This window comes from Shewanella sp. KT0246 (genome assembly GCF_019654955.1).
Lineage (GTDB): Bacteria > Pseudomonadota > Gammaproteobacteria > Enterobacterales > Shewanellaceae > Shewanella > Shewanella goraebulensis.
Map to the genome: position 1 here is coordinate 1 of NZ_BPEV01000044.1, position 23,945 is coordinate 23,945.

The following is a 23,945-nucleotide window of genomic DNA, read 5'->3' on the forward strand; positions in this document are numbered from 1 at the left end:
AAAGCTATTTGCTTTCGTTCTACTAGCTCGTAAGTTGTTCAACTCACGATTAATTAGCCCCTCGTTTTTATTTGAAAAACCAGTTAACATAAAATCAACAACAAAAATTAAATATTGTTCGACACAAGAAAGACAAAACAATAAGAACATGGACCGATTAAAAACATGATAAATACCTACAAAAAGCTGCTTATCACTTGTTTCTGTTTAGCTAGTTTCCCTGCATTTAGCCAAAGCCAATTAATCAGTAACATTCACGGTTATACCCTTCAAGATGGCAACTTAGTTCAATTCAGAGCGCTGCAATTTAATGACGATACCATCGAAAAAATTTATACCGAGCAAGATAACCTGCCTTATAAAACCGAAGCCAACATTCAACATATTGATGGCCAAGGGCGCACTTTGTTACCAGGTTTAATTGATGCTCATGGACATGTATTGAGTTATGGGTTGAGCTTAATGCGAGCCCAACTTCGTGACAGTGAATCAGAGCAAGATGCTGTGAGTATCGTTGACAAGTTTAGACAGCAACAATCGTCACTAAACTGGGTGCAAGGTCGCGGCTGGAACCAAGTACTATGGCCAAATAAGCAATTTCCAACAGCTGATGCGTTAGACAAAGTTTTCCCGAATACACCAGTTTGGTTAGTACGAATTGATGGACATGCAGGCTGGGCAAATACAGCCGCAATGGAAATCGCAGGCATTAATAGCAATTCAGTAAGCCCTGCAGGTGGTGAAATCCTGCGTCGCGCAGATGGTAACCCAACGGGTGTATTCATCGATAATGCGATGAGTTTAATTACAAATAAAATCCCAAAGCTTTCGATTGAAGAGCAACAAACCGTATTAGAAACGGCATTGATTTCGTTAGCTAAACTTGGCTTAACCAGCGTACATGATGCAGGGGTCCAATCTGACACGATAGCTGCGTATCAAGCATTGGATTTACGCAGTAAATTACCAATCCGAGTTTACGCCATGATAGACGCCGAAGATGCAAAGTTTGATGAATTGATGGCTGCTGGACCTTATCGCATTAATACTGACAAACTGCGTATTAGCAGTGTAAAAATATCTGCCGATGGAGCACTTGGTAGCCGAGGCGCTGCATTAATTGAGGATTATAGCGACTTAAAGGGCCATAAAGGATTGCTGTTATATTCTAAAAAATCCCTTGGCGATACCATTGATAAGGCCATGAAAGCGGGTTTTCAAGTTAATACCCATGCCATTGGCGATCATGCAAACCAGATTGTACTAGACCATTACCAAACCTTAATTGCCAGCAGCAAAAGCCGTCATTTACGTCACCGTATCGAACATGCTCAAGTGTTGCAGCTCAGTGACATCTCACGATTTTCAGAGCTTAATGTTATTGCTTCAATGCAGGCAACCCATGCTACTAGTGATAAAAACATGGCGGTAGACAGAGTTGGCAACGCTCGTATTGAAGGAGCTTATGCGTGGAGAAAGCTCATTAATGCTGGTGCTGTAATTGCTGCGGGCTCTGATTTCCCTATTGAATCGCCAAACCCTTTTTATGGCTTACATGCATCGGTGACCAGACAAGATCATGATAATCAGCCGCTTGATGGCTGGTATCGAAAAGAAAGCATGACATTAACTGAGGCCTTAGCCAGCTTTACTAGTAATGCCGCTTTTGCAGCTCATCAAGACAAAGAGATTGGCCAACTTATACCTGGAATGAAAGCAGACTTTATCTTAGTCGAGTCTGATATTTTTTCGGTGCCTGCTGAAGATATTTGGAAAACCAAGGTCAGTGAAACTTGGGTGAATGGCCAACGAGTGTATTAAGCTAACCATTAACTACCATAAATCAGTCAAAAATCATCCATTAACCATTCCTTATTCAAAAGATGGTATGGCAACACAGTTACCTATATGAGTCGACAGGCTAAGTCTTATGTCGGCTCATCCCTCTCTTGTTTGTCCTTAGATGAATCTATGATTTAAAAACTAAAATAAAAAATGAAATAAATAACCCTTTCCAAATTTGTTCCCGTTTATAGCAATAACACCGAATCATTTTCAATTATTGCTGGAGCATTTATGACTTATTCATTTAAAGCCAACTCTTTTAAAAAAACTGTCTTAACTACCTTGCTTGCATCAGGGCTTCTTTTTGGTTTAACGACCCATTCTGCCATTGCAGCTAATTATGATTTCCCACACTTAGAAACCGTTGGCACTAGCCAAATCAATATCGCACCCGATATGGCAGAAGTTTCTGTACAAGTGAGCTTAAGTAAAGATAATGCCAAAGAAGCCAAAACCGCAGTTGATCAAGCAGTGGTTAAGTTTATTAAACGCTTAGAGCAAGCTGGGGTAAATAAGCAAGATATTCAAAGTGCTAACCTAAACATTCAGCCACAATATCACTACCCATCAAATCAACCTAAACAGTTAACAGGTTATAACGCGAGTAGGCACATCACCGTAAGCGTTAAAGATTTAGCTAAGTTAAATGACATTCTTGATTCAGCCTTAGAAGAAGGGATTAATCGAGTGCAAAATATTGCCCTAAAATCATCAGATGAAACCAAAGCCGTTGAGCAAGCAAGACAAGCTGCAATTAAAGATGCCAAACAAAAAGCGCAATCTTTAGCGCAAGGCTTTGAACGTGAACTTGATGGTGTGTGGGAAATCCGTTACTTAACTCAACGACCAGTCCAACCTGTCATGATGCGCATGAGTGCTATGGAAAGTGATATGGCTAAAAGCTACCAATACGGAGAGGTCAGCGTTCAAGAACGTGTTGAGGTTATTTATCGTTTAAAATAGCTAATAAACACACCTAAACAACATTAAAGGGTGGCCTAGCCCATGCTGGCCATCTTGTTTGTTTGCTCTAGTTAACACTATTACAATTTTATTATCTCTTTTGCTTTTTTCTTGTTTCTAATCAATGTCTCTATTGTCTTGCTGAATAAACTATGGCGCAATTTGGCGGTGAATCTTTCTATAAGCCCTTATCACCACAAAGCGGTCGTATTGTTTTATCCATACTAATTCAGTCAAGAGGACGCTTCATGAAAATCGATTTATCCACTCAAATTGCTGGAATACAGCTAGACAGCTATTTGATGAATGCCTCTGGCCCTAAATGTACTACTTGGGATGAACTGCACACTATTGCTCATTCAGCATCAGCTGCTGTGGTAACAAAGTCTTGCACGATTGAATCACGCGAAGGAAACCCTGAACCTAGATATCAAAACTTACCTTTAGGTTCTATCCAATCTATGGGATTGCCTAATTTAGGTTACAAAGCTTATTTAGAAATGGTGCCGCAATTAAAAGCCTTAGGCAAACCTGTTGTGGTGAGCGTTTCAGGTTTCAGTATTGACGATAATATTGAAATGGTCAGTGCGTTTCAAAACAGCGATGTTGATTTAATTGAAGTAAACTTCTCATGCCCGAACATCCCAGGTAAAGCACAAGTTGCCTATGATTTTGAGCAAACGGATAAAGCCCTTGCAGCTATTACAGCGCTAGGCAATAAGCCAATCGGGATTAAGTTAGCCCCCTACTTTGATATGTCACATTTTATTGTTGCGGCCAATATCATTAAAAAGTACCCAGTTAAATTCATCACTTGCATTAACTCTATCGGTAACACTTTAGTGATTGACCCTTATACAGAGCAACCCATTATCAAACCTAAGGGCGGTTTTGGTGGTTTATGCGGTGATTACATTAAACCTATTGGTTTAGCCAATGTCCGTGCCTTTCGTGAATTACTCGATGATGATGTGCAAATCATTGGTGTGGGCGGAATTAAAACTGGTATCGATGCGTTTGAATACTTACTCGCTGGCGCAGATGCGGTTCAAATAGCCACCTGTTTTGAAAAAGAAGGTGAAAGCTGTTTTGAGCGAATTGAAACAGAGCTTGCTGACTTCATGCAAAATAAAGGTTACTTAACCATTAATGCTGCAAAAGGTAAATTGAAGCCTCTATAGCGTTAAATTATGACATCGATAAAGCCTACACATCATTTGTGCTGGCTTTATTTTTTAATCACCATCACTTCAGCTAACCCAGCGTTAAATTCCTTCCTAAGCTATATCACAGTTATCACTACTATCAAGTTAGCTCTAGCACCTTATATTGATTAGCACTTGCTAACTTAGTGAGGCTAAAAAATTATTCCACAAAATATGCCTAATCAATTACAAGACTGTTAATATTGAAATAAATTAACAGCTTCATCACTTTATTGTTCATTATCCTCAAAGCTATAACAACCATTATAAATGGTACTCAAAGCGTGATTGGAGCGATGGGGTTCACTGAGATACCACTATCAATAACAGCATAAAAACAGACAAAATGGATACGAAACGTGTTTAAGAAATTACTTGCGATGACCAGTTCGACTCAAATGCTAATAGCCATGTTTGTTGGTTTTGCTGTGGGCATTTTTTTTGGTGAATCAGTCGGCTGGCTAAGCACGATAGGTAATGGCGTCATCTTGTTAATGCAAATGACCGTGTTGCCTTACATTGTAGTATCGCTGATTGGCGGTATCGGTAAACTGCAAAAAAGTACTGCTATATTAATTTTTAGCCGTGCTGGACTCATTATGTTGCTGCTATGGCTAGTTGGGTTAGTGCTAACAGCGTTAATGCCTTTATCATTTCCGTTTGTAGAGTCTGCTTCATTTTTCAGCACCAGTATTATTGAGCCCGTCGAGCCCATTAATTACTTTAAGCTTTATATACCCTCAAACCCATTTGAGTCAATGGCGGCAGGTTACGTACCTGCGATGGTGGTATTTAGTATTGCAATGGGGCTTGCATTAATAGGGATGGAAGGCGATAACAAAGCGCAAGTATTATCGTTTATGCATACCATAACCGAGACTTTTTCTCGTATTACCCAAGGCTTAGTAAAAGTTTTACCTATTGGTATTTTTGCCATGTCAGCCGCAGCAGCGGGTACTATGGGCGTTGATGAATTTGCCAGTATGCAAGTGTATTTAATCAGTTACTTTGTACTGTGTTTATTGCTCACTTTTGTCATATTACCTTGGATTGTTTGTTCGTTAACACCTATCACCTACGCCCAAACTGTGCGAATAACCAAGGCCAGCTTAGTTACCGCATTTGCTACAGGTAACATCTTTATTGTGATCCCAGTGATCATTGAAGAATGTAAACAGATTATGCGCGAGCATAATAATCTCAGCGAAGATGGTTTAACCCTGATTGAAATCCTTGTGCCAATCGCATTTACCTTCCCTAATATAGGTAAACTTACCGTTATTTTGTTTGTCTATTTTGCTGGTTGGTTTAACGGCACACCTGTCGATTTAAGCGCTATACCTTCATTGTCGGTCAGTGGCCTGTTATCGCTGTTTGGCAGTGTCTATGTCGCTATTCCATTTATGCTCGATTTGGTTCATTTACCTTCTGACTTATTCCAGCTGTTTGTTATGTCAGGCTTCATTACGGGTAAGTTTAATTCTATCGCAGCGGTCATGAACCTATTCGCACTGACATTACTCACCGTTTGCCTATTCCAAGGCAGCCTTAAGATTCGAGCTCCGCAGTTAATTAAAATGTTTGGCGGCCTGTTAGCCAGTACAGTAGTCACGATATTGGTATGTCGAGTTGGAATGGGGTTATTTATTACCAGTCCAGAGATCACCAGTGGCGTGATAGCCAATATGAAAGTGGCAGATAAAGTCCCCACTAAAGTGAATCGCCAATTTCCTGAAGTAGGTAAAACACCTTCGCAGCCTATTGCTGATGTGCAAAGTATTCGCAAACGTGGCGTGCTAAGGGTTGGCTATATTCCAAGTAACGTGCCGTTTAGCTATTACAATAATTCAGGTCAATTGGTCGGATTCGACTCAGCAATGGCGACCAAACTGGCAGAAGACTTAAAAGTTGATATTGAGTTTATTCCTTTTCATAAAGATAAACTGGCCGTGTCATTACAAGCTGGTTTTTTTGATGTGGCAATGTCGGGACTAGCAATGGATATCAAGCAAATGGATCGCTTAAGTTATAGCGACCCAGTGCTTGAGCTTAATATTGCGATTGCCACGAAAGATCATCGCGTCAATAGCTTTAAAACCAATGAGTCTTTATTGGCCATGGAAAATGTCACTGTGGCTTATGTAGAACATGACGACAAAATTAAAGAGGCTAAAAAGCTGTTGCCTCACCTCACTTTTGTCAAAATTGAGGGCTATAAAGACTTCTTCAGACAGAAAAAAGATAAATATGATGCGGTTGTCATCAGCGCTGAAGCAGGCTCCGCTTGGACGCTATTTTTCCCGGGATACGGCATTGCCATTTTAGAAGGTAAAAATCGTTATCCTGTGGCGTATGCGGTGGCTCAGTCAAACCAGTCATTACTGAACTATATTAATAATTGGCAAAAACTGCGTAAAGTCGATGGTCACCAGCAAGAGTTTTATGATTATTGGATGTTGGGTAAAGGCGCAACAACGCCTCAACCACGCTGGTCAATTATTCGAGACGTTTTACATTGGGTTGATTAGGCCCAGCCCTTATAAAGGGCCTTATACAAAGTCCTTATAAAAAGTCCTTATAAAAACCACCTATAAGCCTAATGAAATTAATCTCATTAGGCTTTTTATATCCCTATCTAACTCCCTACCATTGTGACCTTTTCCATTAAGTTAAATTGTCATATTGCCTGTTTACAGTACAAAGTTATGACTTTCAGCTCAAATGGCACATTTATTATCATTCTGTTTCATGAACACGACTAATTGATAACGATAAAAGTTTGCAAAACTCATTAACTTAGCCTAAAAATAATTAGTTAAGTTCATATTTTATAAACTCAATTTTCATCAATATCAGTTCATGTTTTACCCTCAAATTAGTAAGGATACTAGTTAGTAATGATGAATAAGTTATGTATCGGGATAGTTTGCCATCCAAGCATTGGTGGCTCAGGATTAGTGGCAACGCAGTTAGGCATTGGTCTGGCAAGCCTTGGTCACAAAGTGCATTTTATTGCCCATAAACGCCCTTTTAAGCTGATAAGCCAGCATGAGAACATCTACTTTCATGAAGTCGATGAAGTTAACTATCCACTATTTGAAGGGCCATTACATACCTATTCTTTAACCGCTAAAATTGTCGAAGTTGTTGAGCAATACCAATTGGACTTGGTTCACGCCCATTATTCCATTCCGCATTCTTTATGTGCTTTTTTAGCCAGTAATATCTGCAAATACTCTTTCCCTATCGTGACCACGATTCACGGCACTGATGTCACGATTGTCGGACAGGATGACGCGATTAAAAGGCTTAACACCTTTAGCATGAACCAAAGCACCCTGATCACCACAGTATCGAATTTTCAGCGCCAATATATTCAACAAGAATTTGAGGTTAATCAGCCCATCAATGTCGTACACAATTTTATTGATACTGATGATTTCACCCCTGCATTAATCGATAAAACACTCCGCCAATCCCTTGCAGCAGATGACGAAAAGATCTTAATGCATGTTTCAAACTTCAGAGCATTAAAGAATACCCAGACGGTGGTTAACGCTTTTAGCCAATTAAGTTGTGATGAAAAGGTTAGGCTTGTTTTGGTCGGGAGCGGACCTGATATTGATAAAATTAGAACCCAATGTCAGCAACTAAATATACTTGATAAAGTCACTTTTACAGGCTCAGTTAAAAACGTTGAACGCTTTATTGCCAATGCAGATTGTTTAATTCAGCCAAGTTACCGCGAATCGTTTTGCATGGTCATTCTAGAAGCGATGGCTTGCGGAGTGCCAACCGTTAGTAGCAATGTTGACGGTATACCTGAAGTCGTTGATGAAGCGGTCACAGGCTTTATGCTCCCACCAGAAGATGCCAACGGTATGGCTGTCGCTATCAGTCATATTCTTGCCAACTCCGATTATCAACATCAATTAGGCCAAGCTGGTAGAACGCGAGCAATGAGCCAATTCAATGCTGAAGTTAAAATTAATCAATACCTTGATTGTTACCATCAAACTCTGGCGATTCATGGACAAAGCGCCACCGCTTGTTAGATAAAATTCAAAAACAAATATAAAAGGATTCATATGGCAACGGCCAATGCAGGGACTGATAAATCGGAAGGCGTAAACGAGCAAGCGAACACACAACCGCCGCAAACTGAGCCGAAAAAGAAAAAACTCAGTATGTCGAGCTGGGTATTAATCTCTTTTGCTGGCGGGATTATTGCTGGGTTATTTTTCGGTGAAATGCTGGCTTGGATGTCTGTAATAGGCGACGCTTTTATCAAGCTACTACAGATGACCATTATCCCTTATATTATCGTATCGTTAATTTCCAGTTTAGGCAGTTTAACCTTAGAACAAGCCAAATCATTAGGGGTTAAAGTTGGTAAATTGATGTTGGTTATTTGGCTATTTGGCTTACTTAGCATGTATTTGATTAAATACACCTTTCCTGATTGGCAAGCTGGCGAGTTTTTCAGTTTAACTGCACTTCAAGATCCAAATTCAGTTAACTTACTCGACTTATACATTCCTTCTAACCCATTCTTTTCGCTATCAAATAGCTATATACCAGCCATTGTTTTATTTTGTGTCGCGACAGGTATTGCACTTATTTCGATTAAAGACAAAGAGTCGCTGATGCGCCCACTGCAATTACTCGGGGAGTCTTTTAATAAGGTGACACAAAGTATTGTGATGCTGATGCCTATAGGGATTTTTGCAATGACCGCTGCAACAGCTGGCACCATGGATTTTGATGAATTTCAAAAACTACAGGTCTACTTTGTTGCCCATGTGGTGATGACTATTATTCTAACCTATTGGGTGCTGCCCGTGATCATCATGGTTATTACCCCATTCTCCTATCGAGATATTACTGGTATCGCCAAAGATGCGATGATTACCGCCTTTGCTGCAGGTAATATTTTCATTATTTTACCGCTGCTTATTCAACGCACTAAGGAGCTGTTCCACAAATATAAAATTGGCGATTCGCAAACTGATGACTACGCCAACATCATCATACCTGTGGTTTTTAGCTTCCCGAATTTAGGTAAGTTGCTCACGATTGTATTCGTGCTTTTCGCCGCATGGTTTTCAGGTAAAGAGCTCGATTTCCTCAGTTACTTCCCGATGTCTGTAAACGGGCTAATTAGTTTGTTCGGCAGTGTTTATTTAACGATTCCAATGTTACTGGACTCATTAGAGCTATCATCTGATTTATTTCAGCTTTATATGGTTTCTAGCTTATTTACCAGCCGATTTACTTCACTACTAGCGGCAATGAATATCTTTATTTTAGCCATTGGTGGCACGGCTATGTTGGCAGGTATTGCCAAAGTCAGTATGAAACGTCTTATTTTATGCAGCGCTATCACGCCTGTGGTTTTTGGTGTCACGCTATTAGCCACAAGTTGGCTGCTAAATAACATCGTCGACACTGAATACAACATGGATAAAGTGGTCGCCCACATGAGTTCTGCTGCTGAAGTGCCAGAAGAAGTCACCACCTTTAATTGGTCTGAAGAATTAGAAGTTAATGGACCGCGCACTATAGAACAAATTAAACAAAGCGGTATGCTAAGAGTGGGTTACAACACAGTGCAAGTTCCCTTCTCCTTTTTTAATGCCCAAAAGCAATTAGTCGGCTTTGATATTGAATTAATGAAAAAACTCGCTGCCGAACTAGGGCTTAAAATCGCCTTTATTCCCTACACCAGCGAGAATGTATTAGCGTCGATTAACAGCGGATTATTTGATATTACGGTTTCTGGTTTACAGATGACCACCACCCGTATTGGCTTTGTCGACTTTACCAACCCAGTATTGAACCTACATTACTCATTTGTAGTAAAAGATTATCGAGCGGACGAATTTCAAAACGATGAGTTAATCCATCAAGCTGAAAAAATTCGAGTCGCTTCGGTAGGTGATTATTCAATTATCCCTCACCTAGAGGAGAAGTTTGATAATATCGAATTTACCTCAATAGATTCAGATAAAATCTTCTTTGAAGATGATGGTAAGTCATGGGATGGGCTACTGATCAGTTTAGAAGCCGGACAAACGTGGACCATTTTATATCCCGAATACACCACGCTTTATAACCGTGAAGAGATTAAATCCTTCCCGGCATCTTATGCTGTAGCCAAAGGTAATCACTCTCTGCATGTCTTTTTAAACAGCTGGTTATCGATTCAACAATCCTCTGGTTATATTGATACTTTGTATAGTTATTGGATATTAGGCGAAAACGCCCAACCGAAACAGCCGCGCTGGTCAGTGGCTAAAGATGTACTGCACTGGATTGAGTAATATTCGTAAAGTGAGTAATTAGAAACCAAAAACCTTACTCAGTGAGTAAGGTTTTTTATACCTCATTGTTTTTATTGACTATGAGCAAGTGAGTGAGAACTCACTACACGTACGGCTATTTTATTAACGAATAGTAATGAACTAATGCCGTGTTAAAAATCAATTGCTGTAAATAGCAACGGTATTGAATATATGCCATTTCATCCTCACTGAGGTTGTGCTTTAAAAGTAAGATAGTTCGAGCCTAGCCAATTCACAACCAACCCAATTAATACTCCAAACGATAGACTTAACACTTCAGCAGTGACTGATTGAGTTAGTGTAGAAAATGCTGCTAAAGGCGTAACAGTAAGCAGCCAGTCTCTAGCAATTTGAAACCCAATTAAGTTAGCTATAGCAGCAATACCTGCTATCAAGATAACCCATAATATTTGCTCTTGGGTTTGGCGCTGCTTTCGATGGCGAAATGTAAACTTTCGATGTCCTAACCAAGTTAAACTCAATCCCACAGTAAAAGCCGCTCCCCGTGCAATCATCGCCTCCCATTGAGCCCAATTTAACAGTATTAAATAAACGGTTAAATCCACTACAAAGCTCGCCCCTCCAACCAATAAAAAGCAACTAAAGGTATTAAAACGAAAATGCTGAGTAAACAGATATTGAAGCCTATTGGATCGCCTTAACAAACTCACTTGCGGCATCAGTTTTCACCACACAGCATCAGCACCTTACTGCGAGTTTCAGACTCAAGATAACAACTACCAAAGCTTCCTTGTTCGGTGAGTTGATGTTTGCTGACAACAATATAATAAGGTTGCTGATTTAACTGATCTAGTTGCTGCTCATCGTTGACAATTACCGCTTTACCTTCGCTGTAATACCTTGAAGAGAAAGGCTGTTTAAGCCAATAATATACTGGCAAATCATACACTCTTTGGCTCAATAACCATTTGTCACTTTTGTCTTTACTCACCCCAGAATTTAGCACTACTAACGCAATAACCAACAATAAAGGAATGCTGTTCGCAATTATCATGAAGCGGTTAATCGATGCATTTCGCCAAGCATAAGCAATTAATAAAGCCAGTGCGGGCGACGCTGGTAATACGTAGGCAGGTAAAATGTTACCAGCAAAAGTAAATAAAATTAGCGGCGCAGCCATCCAACATAGTAAAAACTTGGTGAAGTCATCAAAGCCTTTATTTTCACCATCCTCTTGCTCTTCTTCAACAAAGGTCACTGATGCGCATGCTGCTTTAGCATAAGCCACTTTCGTTGAATTAATATTTTGATAAATACGATACAAACCGCGAGGGATGAATATTGACCAAGGTACGCACGCAACTGCAAAATAAATCCAAATGGTGCCGCGCACTTCATCATGTGCAGTGCCATATAAGTCCCCTTCCCAACCACTGTCCACAAAGCGAGACCAATGCTCCCCTACAATAAAGTATTGGATAAAACCTGGAGTCGCTTGTTCAGCCATAACATACCAAGGCAGAGTCAGCGCCAGTAATAGCATTAACCCTGATAGCAAAGGCACCCGCTGCCACAATTGGCGCCACATTTTGACTGGGCCAACAGCCCAAACCATCCACAAGTAAGTCGCAATACCAAATATCGCGACGGCTACAGGCCCTTTGGCCATTAACCCGATAGCGAGACCAACAAAACCTGCATAACCCCACAAATATTGCCCTTGCCAAGCTAAGTAAAACCCTACCAATGCTAGCGTTAACCCCAGTAATAACCCCATGTCGGTCATTACTGTGCCCATGCAAACGTAAAAAACGGTGGTGGTAGTCAAAATTGTAGCAACCGTTAAGCCATTAATAGCGAATTGCTTGGCCAGCTTCACCACTAAACATAAAACCAACAGACCCACTAAAAAATGCGGCAACCTTAAAAAGAATTCATTATTTGCAAACAGTTCTATGAAGCTTGCACTTAACCAATTTTGCAACGGGGGTTTGCCCCAAAACGGTATACCGTAATCAAATTGCGGAGTGAGCCAATTACCTGTTTCTGACATCAATCGCGCCATTTCACCATAGCGAGCTTCGGTGGTATCCATCAGTGGATACAAAGCCAATGAAACCAAGCGAATCACTAATGCACTTACAAGTAGCATTAAAATATGAGGATAATATTGCGCTGATAATAACTTTGACTTCATTTGACGTTTTCCAAGCTAAATTGATATTGACTAAAGCTTTTTGGTTGAACAAATTGATTTTTTCGACTAAATAAAATGCTTTGATCTACAACCGCTTTTTGCTGCTGATATACAGCTTGTTGGACTGTCTTCGCTGACTCTTTAGTATTGGATGACTTTTTAGCATTAGCTGTCTGCTTAAATTTCACCACGGTATGCGGCACACTTTGCTGGTGATAAACATCTTCAACGATAAATACAGGTCGCTGTTTTACCTCCATAAAAACGCGCCCTAAGTATTCGCCAATCAAACCTAATGCCAGTAATTGAATGCCCGCTAAAAACAGTTGCACCACCATCATTGATGCATATCCAGCAACAGCTTCGCCATAAACTAAGGTTTTAATCACAACCCAAATGCCATAGGTAAATGCACTCATGCCAATGCTGACACCAAACCATGTTGCTAAGCGCAGTGGTTTAAAGCTAAACGAAGTAATCCCATCCATTGCTAAGCCCACTAACTTACCGTAATTCCACTTTGTTTCACCGACACAGCGAGGGTCGCGGTCAAACTCTATGGTGGTTTGCGTAAAACCAGGCCAACTTAAAATGCCTTTCATAAATCGGTTACGTTCAGGCATAGCATTAATGTGATCGACAACTTGTCTGCTTAACAGTCTAAAGTCGCCGACATTCTCGGGAACAGGTGAATCAGACATCCAGTTCATTAAGCGATAAAAACTGGCAGCAGAAAAACGTTTAAACCAAGTTTCTCCAAGGCGTTTTTTACGACGCATGTTGACTACTTCAAAGCCTGACCGCCATGCTTGCAGCATTTGTGGGATAAGTTCTGGCGGATCTTGTAAGTCTGCATCAAGCAATATAACGGCTAACCCGCGCGCTTGAGCAAGCCCTGCTGACATAGCCGCTTCTTTACCAAAATTTCGGCTTAGTTTTATGCATTGGTGTTCGCAATGACTTAAGCTCAATTTCTGCAGCAAATCCCATGTATTGTCAGTGCTACCATCATCAACAAATACCAGTTCACAATGATCATTGATTGTTGAGACAACAGAGTTAAGCCTCGACATCAACACATCGATACTTTGTGATTCATTGAACATTGGGATAATTATCGAAAGACAAATTTCTGTTCGTTGGTTAAGGTTATTTGAATGACGCATTAACTATTCCTTCAGAATAAAATATGCCAACATCCTGAAGGATAAGCGGTGTAAGAAATGTCATTGACATTTTTTCGACAAAAAACTTGCGACAATATAGGCATCAACACACAAGGACTAATCGCAGCACATGAAATTACTAATCATCGAAGATAACCACGATGTTGCAGGTATTTTGGGAGACTTTTTTGAGGCTCAAGATGCTGACCTTGATTACGCCACTAATGGTGAGCTTGGATTAAGCCTCGCACTTACCGAAGACTTTGACGCTATTATTTTAGATCTCATGCTACCTAAATTGGATGGCTTAAGCTTATGCCGCACTTTACGAGAACAAGGCTGCACCACTCCAGTATTAATGCTGACAGCATTAGATAATAAAGCCGACTTAATGACAGGTTTTGACAGTGGCGCAGATGACTACCTAGGCAAACCTTTCGATTTAGATGAACTGGATGCCCGCATTAAAGCTTTAATAAAAAGGCATCGCGGGAAAGTGGCACAAGCGACATTGCGTTTTGGTGAACTTGAGTTAGACATCGCACGCCATCAAGTTAAACGCCGTGGCATGAAGCTCCCATTAACGCCAACGACTTACCAAATCTTATTATTGTTAATCAAAAATGCGCCAAACGTGGTCACTCGCGAACAACTGATTGAAGAAATCTGGGGCCAACATCCTCCCGGACAAGACATTCTTCGAAGTCATGTTTATCAATTGAGAAATCAGCTTGATAAACCGTTTGAGCAACCTATGTTAGTAACGATCCCTAAAGTGGGTTTACGTTTAGACCAAGGAGAATAACATTGGCTGCAGAAAGGTTAGCAACACAAGTATCCCATGCTACAACCAGTAATAGTTCAACTCACTCTTTTGTAGGGCGTCTGACACTGTACTTTGTATTAATCGGTGTACTGGCATCAGGCTTAATTTACCTGATGATGATCTTCATGTTGCAATGGGTTGAAGATGAAGTAAGTTTAAATAATCTGCGAGACAGCGCACCTTACGTCATTAAACAGTTTCGAAATGGTACGCCCGAGCCATTAGTCTTGCCGCCCAACATAACCGCATTTCACAGTACTGACTTTATTCCGTCAAATTACGGTGAATTACAAAATTACCCACTTGGTTTTAATGGCGAGATTAATGACGACTCAGATGAGTTATTTTTATATCGTTCTGAATTTGTTTTAAATGGCCGCATGACTCAGCTGTTTATCACCATGCCAGCTGAAAATATTGAATTAAGCAAAGAACAATGGAATGGAATAAGTGGATTTATCATCGTGTTTACGTTCGGATTAATCCTGTTATTTAGTTTTGCTATTTTTAAACTTTTTAGGCGTTTAATCGCACCAATTAACCAATTAAGTATGCAACTTGGACAAGCTTCACCGCCAACAGAGTTTACTGTTAGCCAAAGCGCTACTAAGGAATTTGGTATTCTCACTGATAGTCTTAACCACTATCGCCAGCAAATTGAAACTTTAATTAAACAGGAGCAAGCATTTGCAAGGTATGCCAGCCATGAATTGCGTACGCCACTGAGTATCGTTTTAGGCTCTGTAAAACTGCTTGCCCAAAAGCCCGATGCAGATTTTCAGCTACGTCAAAGAGAGCGCATAACCCGCGCAGCTCAAGACATGCAAAACACGGTCGAGGCGTTACTTAATATCGTTAAACAAGAAAAGTCAGCTAATGCGAACCCGCCGAGGCAATTAACAGAGCTAGAATTAGCTCAAACACTTGAAACAACGCTTAATCAGGCTAAACAACAAGACATTGAAGTGATAATGAATTGGCATGGCACACCGACAGTACAACCTAATTCTGCGGTGGTAAAAATGCTGTTAACCAATCTAATTAACAATGCCATTAACGCCCGCAGCGAGAATTTGCCCGCAGAGGAAGTAAGTTGGATTAAGGTTAGTATTTTCGACGATCGAATTGTTATCGAAGATAATGGCCAAGGGTTGTCTGAAGTAGAAAAAGGCCATCAAGGAACTGAGTTAGCAGGTCATGGTTTGGGACTGGTAATCATCGATACCTTATGTCAGCGCTACAATTGGCTATTTAACCTTGAGGAAAATCAGCCCAAAGGCTGTATTGCTACACTCAGCTTACCTAAGATAAATAATTAGATTAAGTACTTATCTTAGGTACTTAAATAAGAGTCTAGAATAAGCACCTAGATAAATTGACTAAGCTAAATACCTTTAATACTTACAACCATAACTGATACAAAGGCTGATTCACTCATAACTTAATGAGTGAATTAGCCTTTTAAAATGAATGAACGCTATAAACTCAAGCTTTATCGTTTATGAATAGCGCCAGATTTCATCACAAACTGTACATCAAGTAGTGCATCGATTTGGGTCAGTGGACTCACCTTCATAGCAATAATATCAGCTTGTTTACCTTGCTCAAGCGTACCTAAACTATCTGACATGCCGATTAAATCAGCGCCATTTATGGTAGCAGAAATTAAAATGTCTTTATTCGACATTCCTGCTTGATGCATCAAAACAGCCTCTTTGGCATTATCACCATGATGAGAAACACCGCTATCGGTACCAAATGCGATTTTGACCCCTTGCTTGTAAGCGTTGCCAAAATTATTTTGCATGTCATTGCCCACACGAATCGCTTTCGCTTTAATCGCATCAGACATGAAATTACCTTTTGAGTTAGCCATTTGTACCACAGTGTCACCCGCAAGTAATGTCGGTACTAAATAGGCGCCTGATTTTTTAAACAACTTAATCGATTCTTTATTGGCATAACTGCCGTGCTCAATACTGTCTACACCAGCACGTAAAGCGGCATTAATCCCTTCTGCAGCATGGGCATGACTGGCAACTTTTCTACCTAAAGCATGGGCAGCATCAATCACTTCTTTTAATTCATCGTTGGCCATTTGCTGGCCTGTGCCAGTATTGGTATCAGACAATACACCACCTGTAGAAGTAATCTTAATGACATCGGCACCGTATTTAATGGCGCGGCGAGTCGCACGGCGACAATCATAAGGGCCATCGCAAATGGTCTTTGATGTCAGCATATCTAACAAATCAGGGCTTTTCCCATCAACATCACCGTGGCCGCCAGTCACCGAAACACCACCAGAAGCAACAATACGAGGCCCAGCTAACCAACCTTTATTAATGGCATCTCTAAGGGCATAAATCTGTTCAGGTTTGGCACCTAAATCTCGTACTGTGGTAAATCCAGCCATCAAGGTTTTATTAGCAAAATAAGCACTTCTCATCGCCACGTCGGCATCAGACATTCTTAAAGATTCACTGTCATTATTGGGCCCAAGTTCACCTTGAAGGTGCACATGCATATCCATCAAGCCAGCCATTACAAATTGCTGTTTTAAATCGACATACTCAATCGTGTCAGCTGGTGTTAATTCATTGTCGTTTATTTGTATAAAGCCTTTTTCGACAGCAGAGATTTTGCCATCTTTAACCACAACCGAATGATTTTTCAGTGTGGATTTACCAGCTACAGTTAATAGTTCACCGGCATGAATCACTTTATAGTCCGCCGCAAAAGCTGCTGGAGACATACCAATGGTCAATAAAAAAATAGTTGCGTTGCCAGTTGCTTTTTTATAAGCCGTAAGCGTTGATTTCAAGCCCGTTAAAATAGAAGCGTTACGCGTTGTTTGAGGCATATTAATCCCTGAATGTGTTTCATTGTCCTAAGTTATTAACATGCCTAACTTAAGGGCGCTTTACAATCTTGCTAATAAATTTTTATTTAACATCAAGCTTCGCAACAAGCTACGACCTCACATCAACGCTCCACCAACACATCGATTAAGCCTTACTCAACCGCAAAGCAAGTAAACCCAACTTGCTAGATCTCGAGCACATTACATAAGTAAATTTAACATTTGTAATTGATTAACCTAAGCCTTTGCTATATAAAACATTTAAGATTTTCATCAGGGAGGTTGAAAGTGACTGAATCTGTCAAATCTGACAAAAATTATGCAATTGCAGTTATTTTATCGGGAATTTTCGGGATTTTCGGAATTCACCATTTCTATTGTGGCCGAATTTTGCATGGTTTTTTTGATTTAACACTAGCCATTGTTGGCATTACGTTATTGCAGTTTGAAGACGTTACGCTCACCCTGATCGGTGCAGGTCTTATTTTTATTGATGTCATTCACACAGTTGTGGTGACATTTATGCTTCTCGTTGGAAGCTACAGAGATGGAAAAGGCAAATTAATTGCTTATCCGGGACAAAAAATATAATTAAGGGATTTATTTATGTCAGAAGTTCAAACTGCTGAAGCGCCAGTACAAATCAGCGAAAAAGGTTTCGTACCAACTTTACTATTATGTTTCTTTTTAGGTTCATTAGGTGTTCATCGTTTTTACACAGGTAAAATTGGTACTGGCATCTTAATGTTACTGACATTAGGTGGCTTAGGTATATGGACACTTATCGACTTCATTATGATTGCAGTTGGTAGCTTTAAAGATTCTGAAGGTAACGCGATTAAAGCGTCGTAATGACAGTTCAAATCGCATAAGAATTGAGGCTGCTTAATGATATTGGCAGCCTTTTATTTATCTTAAACTCAGATAAATACTGAAACTCACCGCTTAAAAAGTAAAATCAATTCCCCAATATACTTGCTCAGCATCATTCACTGATAACGAAGTCGCATTCATGCCTTTATCTGATGAAGTAAAATTATGCTTTAAATAGCGAAAGCCTAACTCTGATGTCAATGCGTTGCCAAAATCGAACATTAACCCCGTTTGACCGCCAAACACATAACAACTGCTAGAGTCTCGATAAATTTGGTCAATGTCATTGAATTGAAATTCATGATCACTTAACCCTGCAGAGCCGCCAATAAACCAACTCACGTGTTTAGCTTCATCCAAAGAAAACAATCGGTCATACGATACGAGTACTCCTTGATGGTGGTTCATATCATCAGAGTTAAACGAGTAAGTACCATACAAACGGCTAGTGTCGCTAATTTTTAAGCCATTTTTAATTTGATAATTTATGCCGCGTTCTTGACTACTAGATAACTCTGAAGCAGACGAATTACCATGATGTTGATACCCCACTGTTCCGCCTACAATGGTGTCAGCAGCATAGGAAATACCGGGAAATAAGCACATCACGATTACGTTTTTGAGCAAGCTAAGTCGAGCCATTTATCCTCCGGCTTTAGCAATAACTACTTTATTATTTACCGAAGTAAGGTGAAAAAAATGTCGTTTAGCTCAAAATTCCAATTGATAAAATACCCAAAAGGTAAAATTGATCGGAATTTGTGATCTGCTTAAAATTTAATCCTCCATTAAATAAAGCTTTCACGCCTTATTCCTTGTCAAACAGGCACAAAAAAGCCGCTCGAAGCGGCTTTTTCATCAATACGATATGAGCAACATTTGTGCTTAAGTCAGTTTCAAAGCATCACTGTCGTTTAATTAGCAATTTTTAAATCGGCTTTATCTGAAATTAAGTTTAAATCAAAATCGAACTCATCTACGCGGATAGCACGTTCACGCTTTAGGTTATAGTCTTGCAGCAACTTGTGCTCATCAGCACTCACAACTTTTGCTTCTAGTGCATTATCCAGTGTAATTGAGAAGCGAACACCCGCTTTAAATACACGCTGTTTAAGTGCTTTTTTGACTTTAGAAAGCAGTGGTAAACACGCCATCTTAGCTAAATAAGCTTGCTCATTGATGTAGTTACCATCACCAGCAACTGGCTTGATTAAGTGAGTTAACTGCTTTTTAAATGCTGTGTCTAGCTGAGCTTGCTCGGCTAATTCACGTACCAAGTCGTCATTTACTTTGACCATTTTACCTGAGTAAGTCATGGTGATTAAACGCATGAACTGACGCGTAGGTGCAGATGGGAAGTTCTCTAAAAACGCCAATATAGCTTCTTCCGCTTTACATAAAGACCAACGTGTTGCGTATTCAAAGTATGGTTTAGCTTGGCTGCGTTCACCCGCTGACACTTTTTGCTCGTAGAAACGAATCGATGCCATGGCTGCGTATAGGTAACTCATTACATCACCTAAACGTGCCGACAGCATTTCAGCTTGTTTAAGCTTGCCACCTAGTACCAATAGTGAGAAGTCAGCATAAACTGCCAGTTTTGAAGCCAATTTATGAACTGATTTCTCATAACCGACCACTTCAGGCAATGTAGACTGAGCTGGTGCAGTAAATGGCAAAAGGCCTAATTTAAATGCACGTAAGCTGTTACCTACACTGTAACCAATGGTTTGTCTAAAGATGCGATTAAAGGTTTTATCTGCATCACTTGCGTCGCTATGGATAGATTCAACCATGCTTTGTAAATGTGGATGACAACGCATTACTCCTTGACCAAAAATCATCAAGTTACGGGTAAGAATGTTTGCGCCTTCAACTGTAATCGCAATTGGCTGAGCAACATAACCTGACGCTAAGGTATTTTGTGGGCCGCGTTGAATCGCTTTACCCGCTTGGATATCCATTGCTGAATCTAAAATGTCACGACCAAGTTCAGTCATATGATATTTTGCAATCGCAGTGACAACCGACGGTTTTAAGCCAAGACCTAAGCCTTCTGTGGTTAATACACGCATCGCTTCTTGCAGGTAAGTTTTACCAGCAATATCAGCAAGCTTTTCTTGAATACCTTCAAACTTACCAATCGATAAACCAAACTGCTCACGTACCGCTGCATATTCAGCAGAAGATTTAAATGAGCATTGGCTCACTGACACACCTAATGCCGGAAGTGAGATACCACGGCCTGCGCCAAGACAGCTCACTAGCATTTGCCAGCCACGACCAATTTTTTCTTGGCCACCAATAATAAAGTCCATTGGGATAAACACGTTTTCGCCACGAGTCGTACCGTTATAAAAACGACAGCCCATAGGATCATGACGGTTACCCAATTGCACACCTGGGTGAGCTTTAGGGATTAACGCACAAGTGATACCAAGTTGCTCTTTACCACCCAGTAAACCTTGTGGATCTTCAACCTTAAATGCCAAACCTAATACGGTCGCAATAGGCGCTAAAGTAATGTAACGCTTATCCCAAGTGACCGATAAACCTAGTACTTCTTTACCTTCGTACTCACCCATTGTCACTGTACCGATATCAGGAATACCGCCAGCGTCAGAACCTGCTTCTGGGCTTGTTAGGGCAAAACATGGGATCTCTAAGCCATTGGCTAAACGTGGTAACCAAAAATCACGTTGGCTATCTAAACCGTAATGCATCAATAACTCACCAGGGCCTAGTGAGTTAGGTACCATAACCGTTACAGCTACAGCAGAACTTTTAGCGGCAATGGTCGCTACAATAGTAGAGTTAGCATAAGGACTAAACTCTAAACCACCGTATGACTTAGGAATAATAAGCGAGAAGAATTTATTTTCTTTAAGGAAGGTCAATACATCATCTGGCAAGTGCTTACCATTTTGAATATCAAAATCATCGACCATTTCAATCAATGTTTGCACAGGACCATCTAAGAAAGCTTGTTCATCAAGTGATAACGTTGCATTAGGAATATCACGCAGCGCAGCAAAGTCTGGAATACCTTGATAAATTGAGCCTTCTAACCAAACATCACCCGCATCAAGCGCTTCTTGTTCAGTCGTTGAAATACTCGGCAAAACTTTTTTAAATGTTGTTCTTATGCTCATAGTTATACACTCATCAGACCAGAATAATAGTGTGCATTACGTCACAAAAAACAAATTAGATCAAATATTCTAATTAAGAAATAAAGCTAATATTTACAGTAACAAAGCAGTGTTTAAAAATAATTATCGTCAATTCATGAACTTACACGTGTACGCTGAAGCAAAAAATAATTTAAAAATTTATACGCTCGTTTGAATTTTAATAAAAAATCATCAATTTCAGTTCCAATTTCAACTAACTTGAATTCAATTGGGGCGACTAAAAATGCTAACTTTGTTGTAGCTAAGCTTATCTGTCATGATTTAAAAACCTAACCAGAATTGATAAAAGAATTGATAAAGAAGAAGGTCTTAATATGTGCGGCAGAATGGAAGTGTTATTGGATGGAATGAAAGGCTTACTTGACCAAGTCTTTGATGAACCTTTAAGTATTCAAACAAACCTTGATTTAAGACCCTCTGACCCAGTTACTACCCTAAACTCTTCACAAGGCAAGCTTATGGCCACTAAGCAAAGCTGGGGCATACAACCCACATGGTCTAAAAAACTCATCATTAACGCCCAAGCTGAAACCGTTGCCGACAAAACCACATTTGCTAGCGCCTTTAGTGAGCACCGCTGTATTATCCCTTGTAGTGCATGGTTCGAATGGCGAGATGAAGGTCAATCTAAAAAACAAAAGTACCGCTTTTCACATGCCGTCGATAAACCACTGTTTATGGCTGGCATCATATATCCAGAGCAGCAGAAATTGGTTACGCTAACGATTGTTCCCAATGAAAAATGCGCTGAATATCATCATCGCATGCCCCTGTTTATTCCTTCGAGCGCCATTGATAGTTGGCTTAATGACAAGCCTCAGCAGCTCAGTCCATTAATGCAAGCTTTGCCTGATAAATGGATCAAGGTATCAGCAGTTTAAGATTTATAAATTGCGTTCATCTTATGTTCATCTTATGACATTTATACTGAGTGTGGTCATCAATGATGCAGTGTATTTTCGATGGTCAAATCCATTTTAAAAAAATTAGAATTTTATTAAGCAGATCACAACCTTGAGAATTATCTATGTTAGAAAATGCAAAAAGGTGGCTTTAAAAGCTAATTTAAGTTCCAATTAACCTAAATCAATAAAATGGTATCTAAGTAAAGCTGCTAAAGTATCTTAAAGAGTTCGCTCTTACATGCTTAAGATTGCATTACAAATACTAAATTTAAAATGTGCTAACCAATATTCAGTGTCCTTAGTTATTAAGTAACGGATTTATTTGCATTAAGAGATGTGATCATTGAGTCAGCGCGAGTTGTTAGGGTTCAACCTAACATGGGCGATACAGCCCCTTAACTGATGATGGAGTTACTATGAAATATTTAGCTATGATTGCTGCACTTATGTTTGCAAGTTCTGCTTTTGCTGTTGATTGTGTTGATTGTCACGAAGCAATCAATGTTGAAGAACATGCTGAAATGGAAGCAAACATCGAAACGTGTAATGATTGTCACAGCTTTGCTGACGCTCACGAATTAGATACAGATCTACATACACCAGATCTAACAATCACTGAATGTGCTGATTGTCACGGTGTAGACTAATACCTTAAGGTATTTTAGTCCTTTAACCTTGATTTAAGCGCTGCATTTGCAGATTGACCATTACCAGATTTGGCCAAGCTAGTTCACTAAATCAAGCGTTAACCTCTCTGTAAGAGAATAAAAAACCAGTTGATCGCTCAGCTGGTTTTTTTGTATCTGTTTTTTAAGTTACAAAATGCACCATAGACAAAGCTAACCTAAAGCACTCACCACGGCATCTAAACTCGTTTGCGGGTTCAGGTAATCAAGTGGAATACCTAAAGCTTCACCATTCACTTCAAGCACAAGTGAAGGAAACCCTCGAACAGGCAGTTGATGCACAACCTCTAATTCTGATATCAAATCAAGATTAACTTCTTCAGATAATAGCCGTTCTGTAAACGCCGCTTGCTCAATACCAATACTTACCGCTGCATTAATCAATGTATCATTATCGGATGGGTTCTTGGCTTGCAAGTAATAGGCTTGCTGAATAGCTAAAATCATCGCTTGTTCAAGCCCATATTCACGAGCAATTAAACACGCACGACACGCAGGATATGTTGAGCGCCTAGGCTGACAGTCTTGCCAAAAATCATAGTTAAACTCAGTGCCCAGCTGCGACGCTATCTTATGCCATGTTTGCGACAAAAATTGTTGCATGTCTTTTGGCATAGCTACATCAGAATCTGGCGCTAATCCACCAAGACGATACTCGATAATTAACTCAGGCAATTGCGCGGTTAATTGCTGCTGTAAAGCAAGCCATGTAGGTCGATAACCCCAACACCAGCTACACATAGGATCGTAAACATAAATTAGCCGTGCAGAATCAGTCATAACTTACTCTCTTTAAAATATTATTTTTATTATTGTTTTCATTTTTTTAACAGCCTACCCGTTAAGAAAACCCTCTCTAAACTTACGCTTATCGATTTATATGCCTTAAGTTATCTTATCGCATTTTACAAAGTTAA

The 23,945-nt window shown here is 39.9% G+C and carries 19 protein-coding genes; 12 read left to right on the forward strand and 7 right to left on the reverse strand.

The features are described 5' to 3' along the window. The first annotated feature begins 165 nt into the window (after positions 1-165). The 6 genes from K5Q58_RS17785 to K5Q58_RS17810 all read left to right on the forward strand — a co-directional run bounded on the left by K5Q58_RS17785 (position 166) and on the right by K5Q58_RS17810 (position 10,336). Positions 166-1,821, forward strand: coding sequence for an amidohydrolase (locus K5Q58_RS17785; protein ID WP_220755199.1), 1,656 nt, complete (start codon positions 166-168; stop codon positions 1,819-1,821). Positions 1,822-2,076: 255 nt separating this feature from the next. Beyond that, a complete protein-coding gene (locus K5Q58_RS17790; protein WP_220755200.1) occupies positions 2,077-2,808 on the forward strand; it encodes an oxidative stress defense protein in 732 nt (243 codons plus the stop codon). Between the two features lie 248 nt (positions 2,809-3,056). After that, complete coding sequence (locus K5Q58_RS17795) at positions 3,057-3,989, forward strand: dihydroorotate oxidase (protein WP_220755201.1); 933 nt, start codon at positions 3,057-3,059, stop codon at positions 3,987-3,989. Positions 3,990-4,372: 383 nt separating this feature from the next. Then, positions 4,373-6,541 (forward strand): cation:dicarboxylate symporter family transporter, encoded by a 2,169-nt coding sequence (locus tag K5Q58_RS17800; RefSeq protein WP_220755202.1) that lies wholly within the window; start codon positions 4,373-4,375, stop codon positions 6,539-6,541. A 369-nt stretch (positions 6,542-6,910) separates the two neighbouring features. After that, entirely contained in the window at positions 6,911-8,068 is a 1,158-nt protein-coding gene (bshA, locus tag K5Q58_RS17805; RefSeq protein ID WP_259651382.1) for an N-acetyl-alpha-D-glucosaminyl L-malate synthase BshA, read from the forward strand. A 33-nt stretch (positions 8,069-8,101) separates the two neighbouring features. Next, entirely contained in the window at positions 8,102-10,336 is a 2,235-nt protein-coding gene (locus K5Q58_RS17810) for a cation:dicarboxylate symporter family transporter (RefSeq protein WP_220755203.1), read from the forward strand. 206 nt (positions 10,337-10,542) lie between these two features. Here the strand turns inward: K5Q58_RS17810 and K5Q58_RS17815 are convergent, their stop codons facing one another. The 3 genes from K5Q58_RS17815 to K5Q58_RS17825 are packed head-to-tail and all read right to left on the reverse strand — an operon-like array spanning position 10,543 to position 13,681. Next, positions 10,543-11,037, reverse strand: a complete 495-nt coding sequence (locus K5Q58_RS17815; protein ID WP_259651383.1) for a GtrA family protein — start codon at positions 11,035-11,037, stop codon at positions 10,543-10,545. Continuing rightward, a complete protein-coding gene (locus K5Q58_RS17820; protein WP_220755205.1) occupies positions 11,037-12,515 on the reverse strand; it encodes a phospholipid carrier-dependent glycosyltransferase in 1,479 nt (492 codons plus the stop codon). The genes K5Q58_RS17815 and K5Q58_RS17820 overlap by 1 nt, the downstream gene beginning before the upstream one ends. Further along, complete coding sequence (locus K5Q58_RS17825; protein ID WP_220755206.1) at positions 12,512-13,681, reverse strand: glycosyltransferase family 2 protein; 1,170 nt, start codon at positions 13,679-13,681, stop codon at positions 12,512-12,514. Before K5Q58_RS17825 ends, K5Q58_RS17820 begins: the two co-directional genes overlap by 4 nt. Positions 13,682-13,811: 130 nt before the next feature. Between K5Q58_RS17825 and K5Q58_RS17830 the strand changes: the two genes are divergently transcribed. Both K5Q58_RS17830 and K5Q58_RS17835 read left to right on the forward strand, forming a co-directional pair. Further along, positions 13,812-14,486, forward strand: coding sequence for a response regulator transcription factor (locus K5Q58_RS17830; RefSeq protein ID WP_220755207.1), 675 nt, complete (start codon positions 13,812-13,814; stop codon positions 14,484-14,486). A gap of 2 nt (positions 14,487-14,488) precedes the next feature. Further along, a complete protein-coding gene (locus K5Q58_RS17835) occupies positions 14,489-15,826 on the forward strand; it encodes a HAMP domain-containing sensor histidine kinase (RefSeq protein WP_220755208.1) in 1,338 nt (445 codons plus the stop codon). A gap of 173 nt (positions 15,827-15,999) precedes the next feature. Here the strand turns inward: K5Q58_RS17835 and K5Q58_RS17840 are convergent, their stop codons facing one another. Continuing rightward, a complete protein-coding gene (locus tag K5Q58_RS17840; protein ID WP_220755223.1) occupies positions 16,000-17,262 on the reverse strand; it encodes an amidohydrolase family protein in 1,263 nt (420 codons plus the stop codon). A 396-nt stretch (positions 17,263-17,658) separates the two neighbouring features. On the opposite strand from K5Q58_RS17840, the gene K5Q58_RS17845 reads away from it, so the two are divergent. Further along, on the forward strand, positions 17,659-17,961 hold the full coding sequence (locus tag K5Q58_RS17845; protein ID WP_220755209.1) for an NINE protein: 303 nt from the start codon (positions 17,659-17,661) through the stop codon (positions 17,959-17,961). 15 nt (positions 17,962-17,976) lie between these two features. Continuing rightward, positions 17,977-18,222, forward strand: coding sequence for a TM2 domain-containing protein (locus tag K5Q58_RS17850; RefSeq protein ID WP_153912845.1), 246 nt, complete (start codon positions 17,977-17,979; stop codon positions 18,220-18,222). Between the two features lie 93 nt (positions 18,223-18,315). Here the strand turns inward: K5Q58_RS17850 and K5Q58_RS17855 are convergent, their stop codons facing one another. Both K5Q58_RS17855 and K5Q58_RS17860 read right to left on the reverse strand, forming a co-directional pair. After that, positions 18,316-18,885 (reverse strand): hypothetical protein, encoded by a 570-nt coding sequence (locus K5Q58_RS17855; RefSeq protein WP_220755210.1) that lies wholly within the window; start codon positions 18,883-18,885, stop codon positions 18,316-18,318. 272 nt (positions 18,886-19,157) lie between these two features. Then, positions 19,158-21,395, reverse strand: coding sequence for an acyl-CoA dehydrogenase (locus K5Q58_RS17860; RefSeq protein WP_220755211.1), 2,238 nt, complete (start codon positions 21,393-21,395; stop codon positions 19,158-19,160). Between the two features lie 356 nt (positions 21,396-21,751). On the opposite strand from K5Q58_RS17860, the gene K5Q58_RS17865 reads away from it, so the two are divergent. Together K5Q58_RS17865 and K5Q58_RS17870 are read left to right on the forward strand one after the other, a co-directional pair. Beyond that, positions 21,752-22,318, forward strand: coding sequence for an SOS response-associated peptidase (locus tag K5Q58_RS17865; protein ID WP_220755212.1), 567 nt, complete (start codon positions 21,752-21,754; stop codon positions 22,316-22,318). 440 nt (positions 22,319-22,758) lie between these two features. After that, positions 22,759-22,989: a cytochrome c3 family protein gene (locus tag K5Q58_RS17870; protein WP_220755213.1), complete on the forward strand. Its 231-nt coding sequence runs from the start codon at positions 22,759-22,761 to the stop codon at positions 22,987-22,989. 192 nt (positions 22,990-23,181) lie between these two features. Here the strand turns inward: K5Q58_RS17870 and K5Q58_RS17875 are convergent, their stop codons facing one another. Next, positions 23,182-23,808, reverse strand: a complete 627-nt coding sequence (locus K5Q58_RS17875; RefSeq protein WP_220755214.1) for a DsbA family protein — start codon at positions 23,806-23,808, stop codon at positions 23,182-23,184. Between the last annotated feature and the right edge of the window lie 137 nt (positions 23,809-23,945).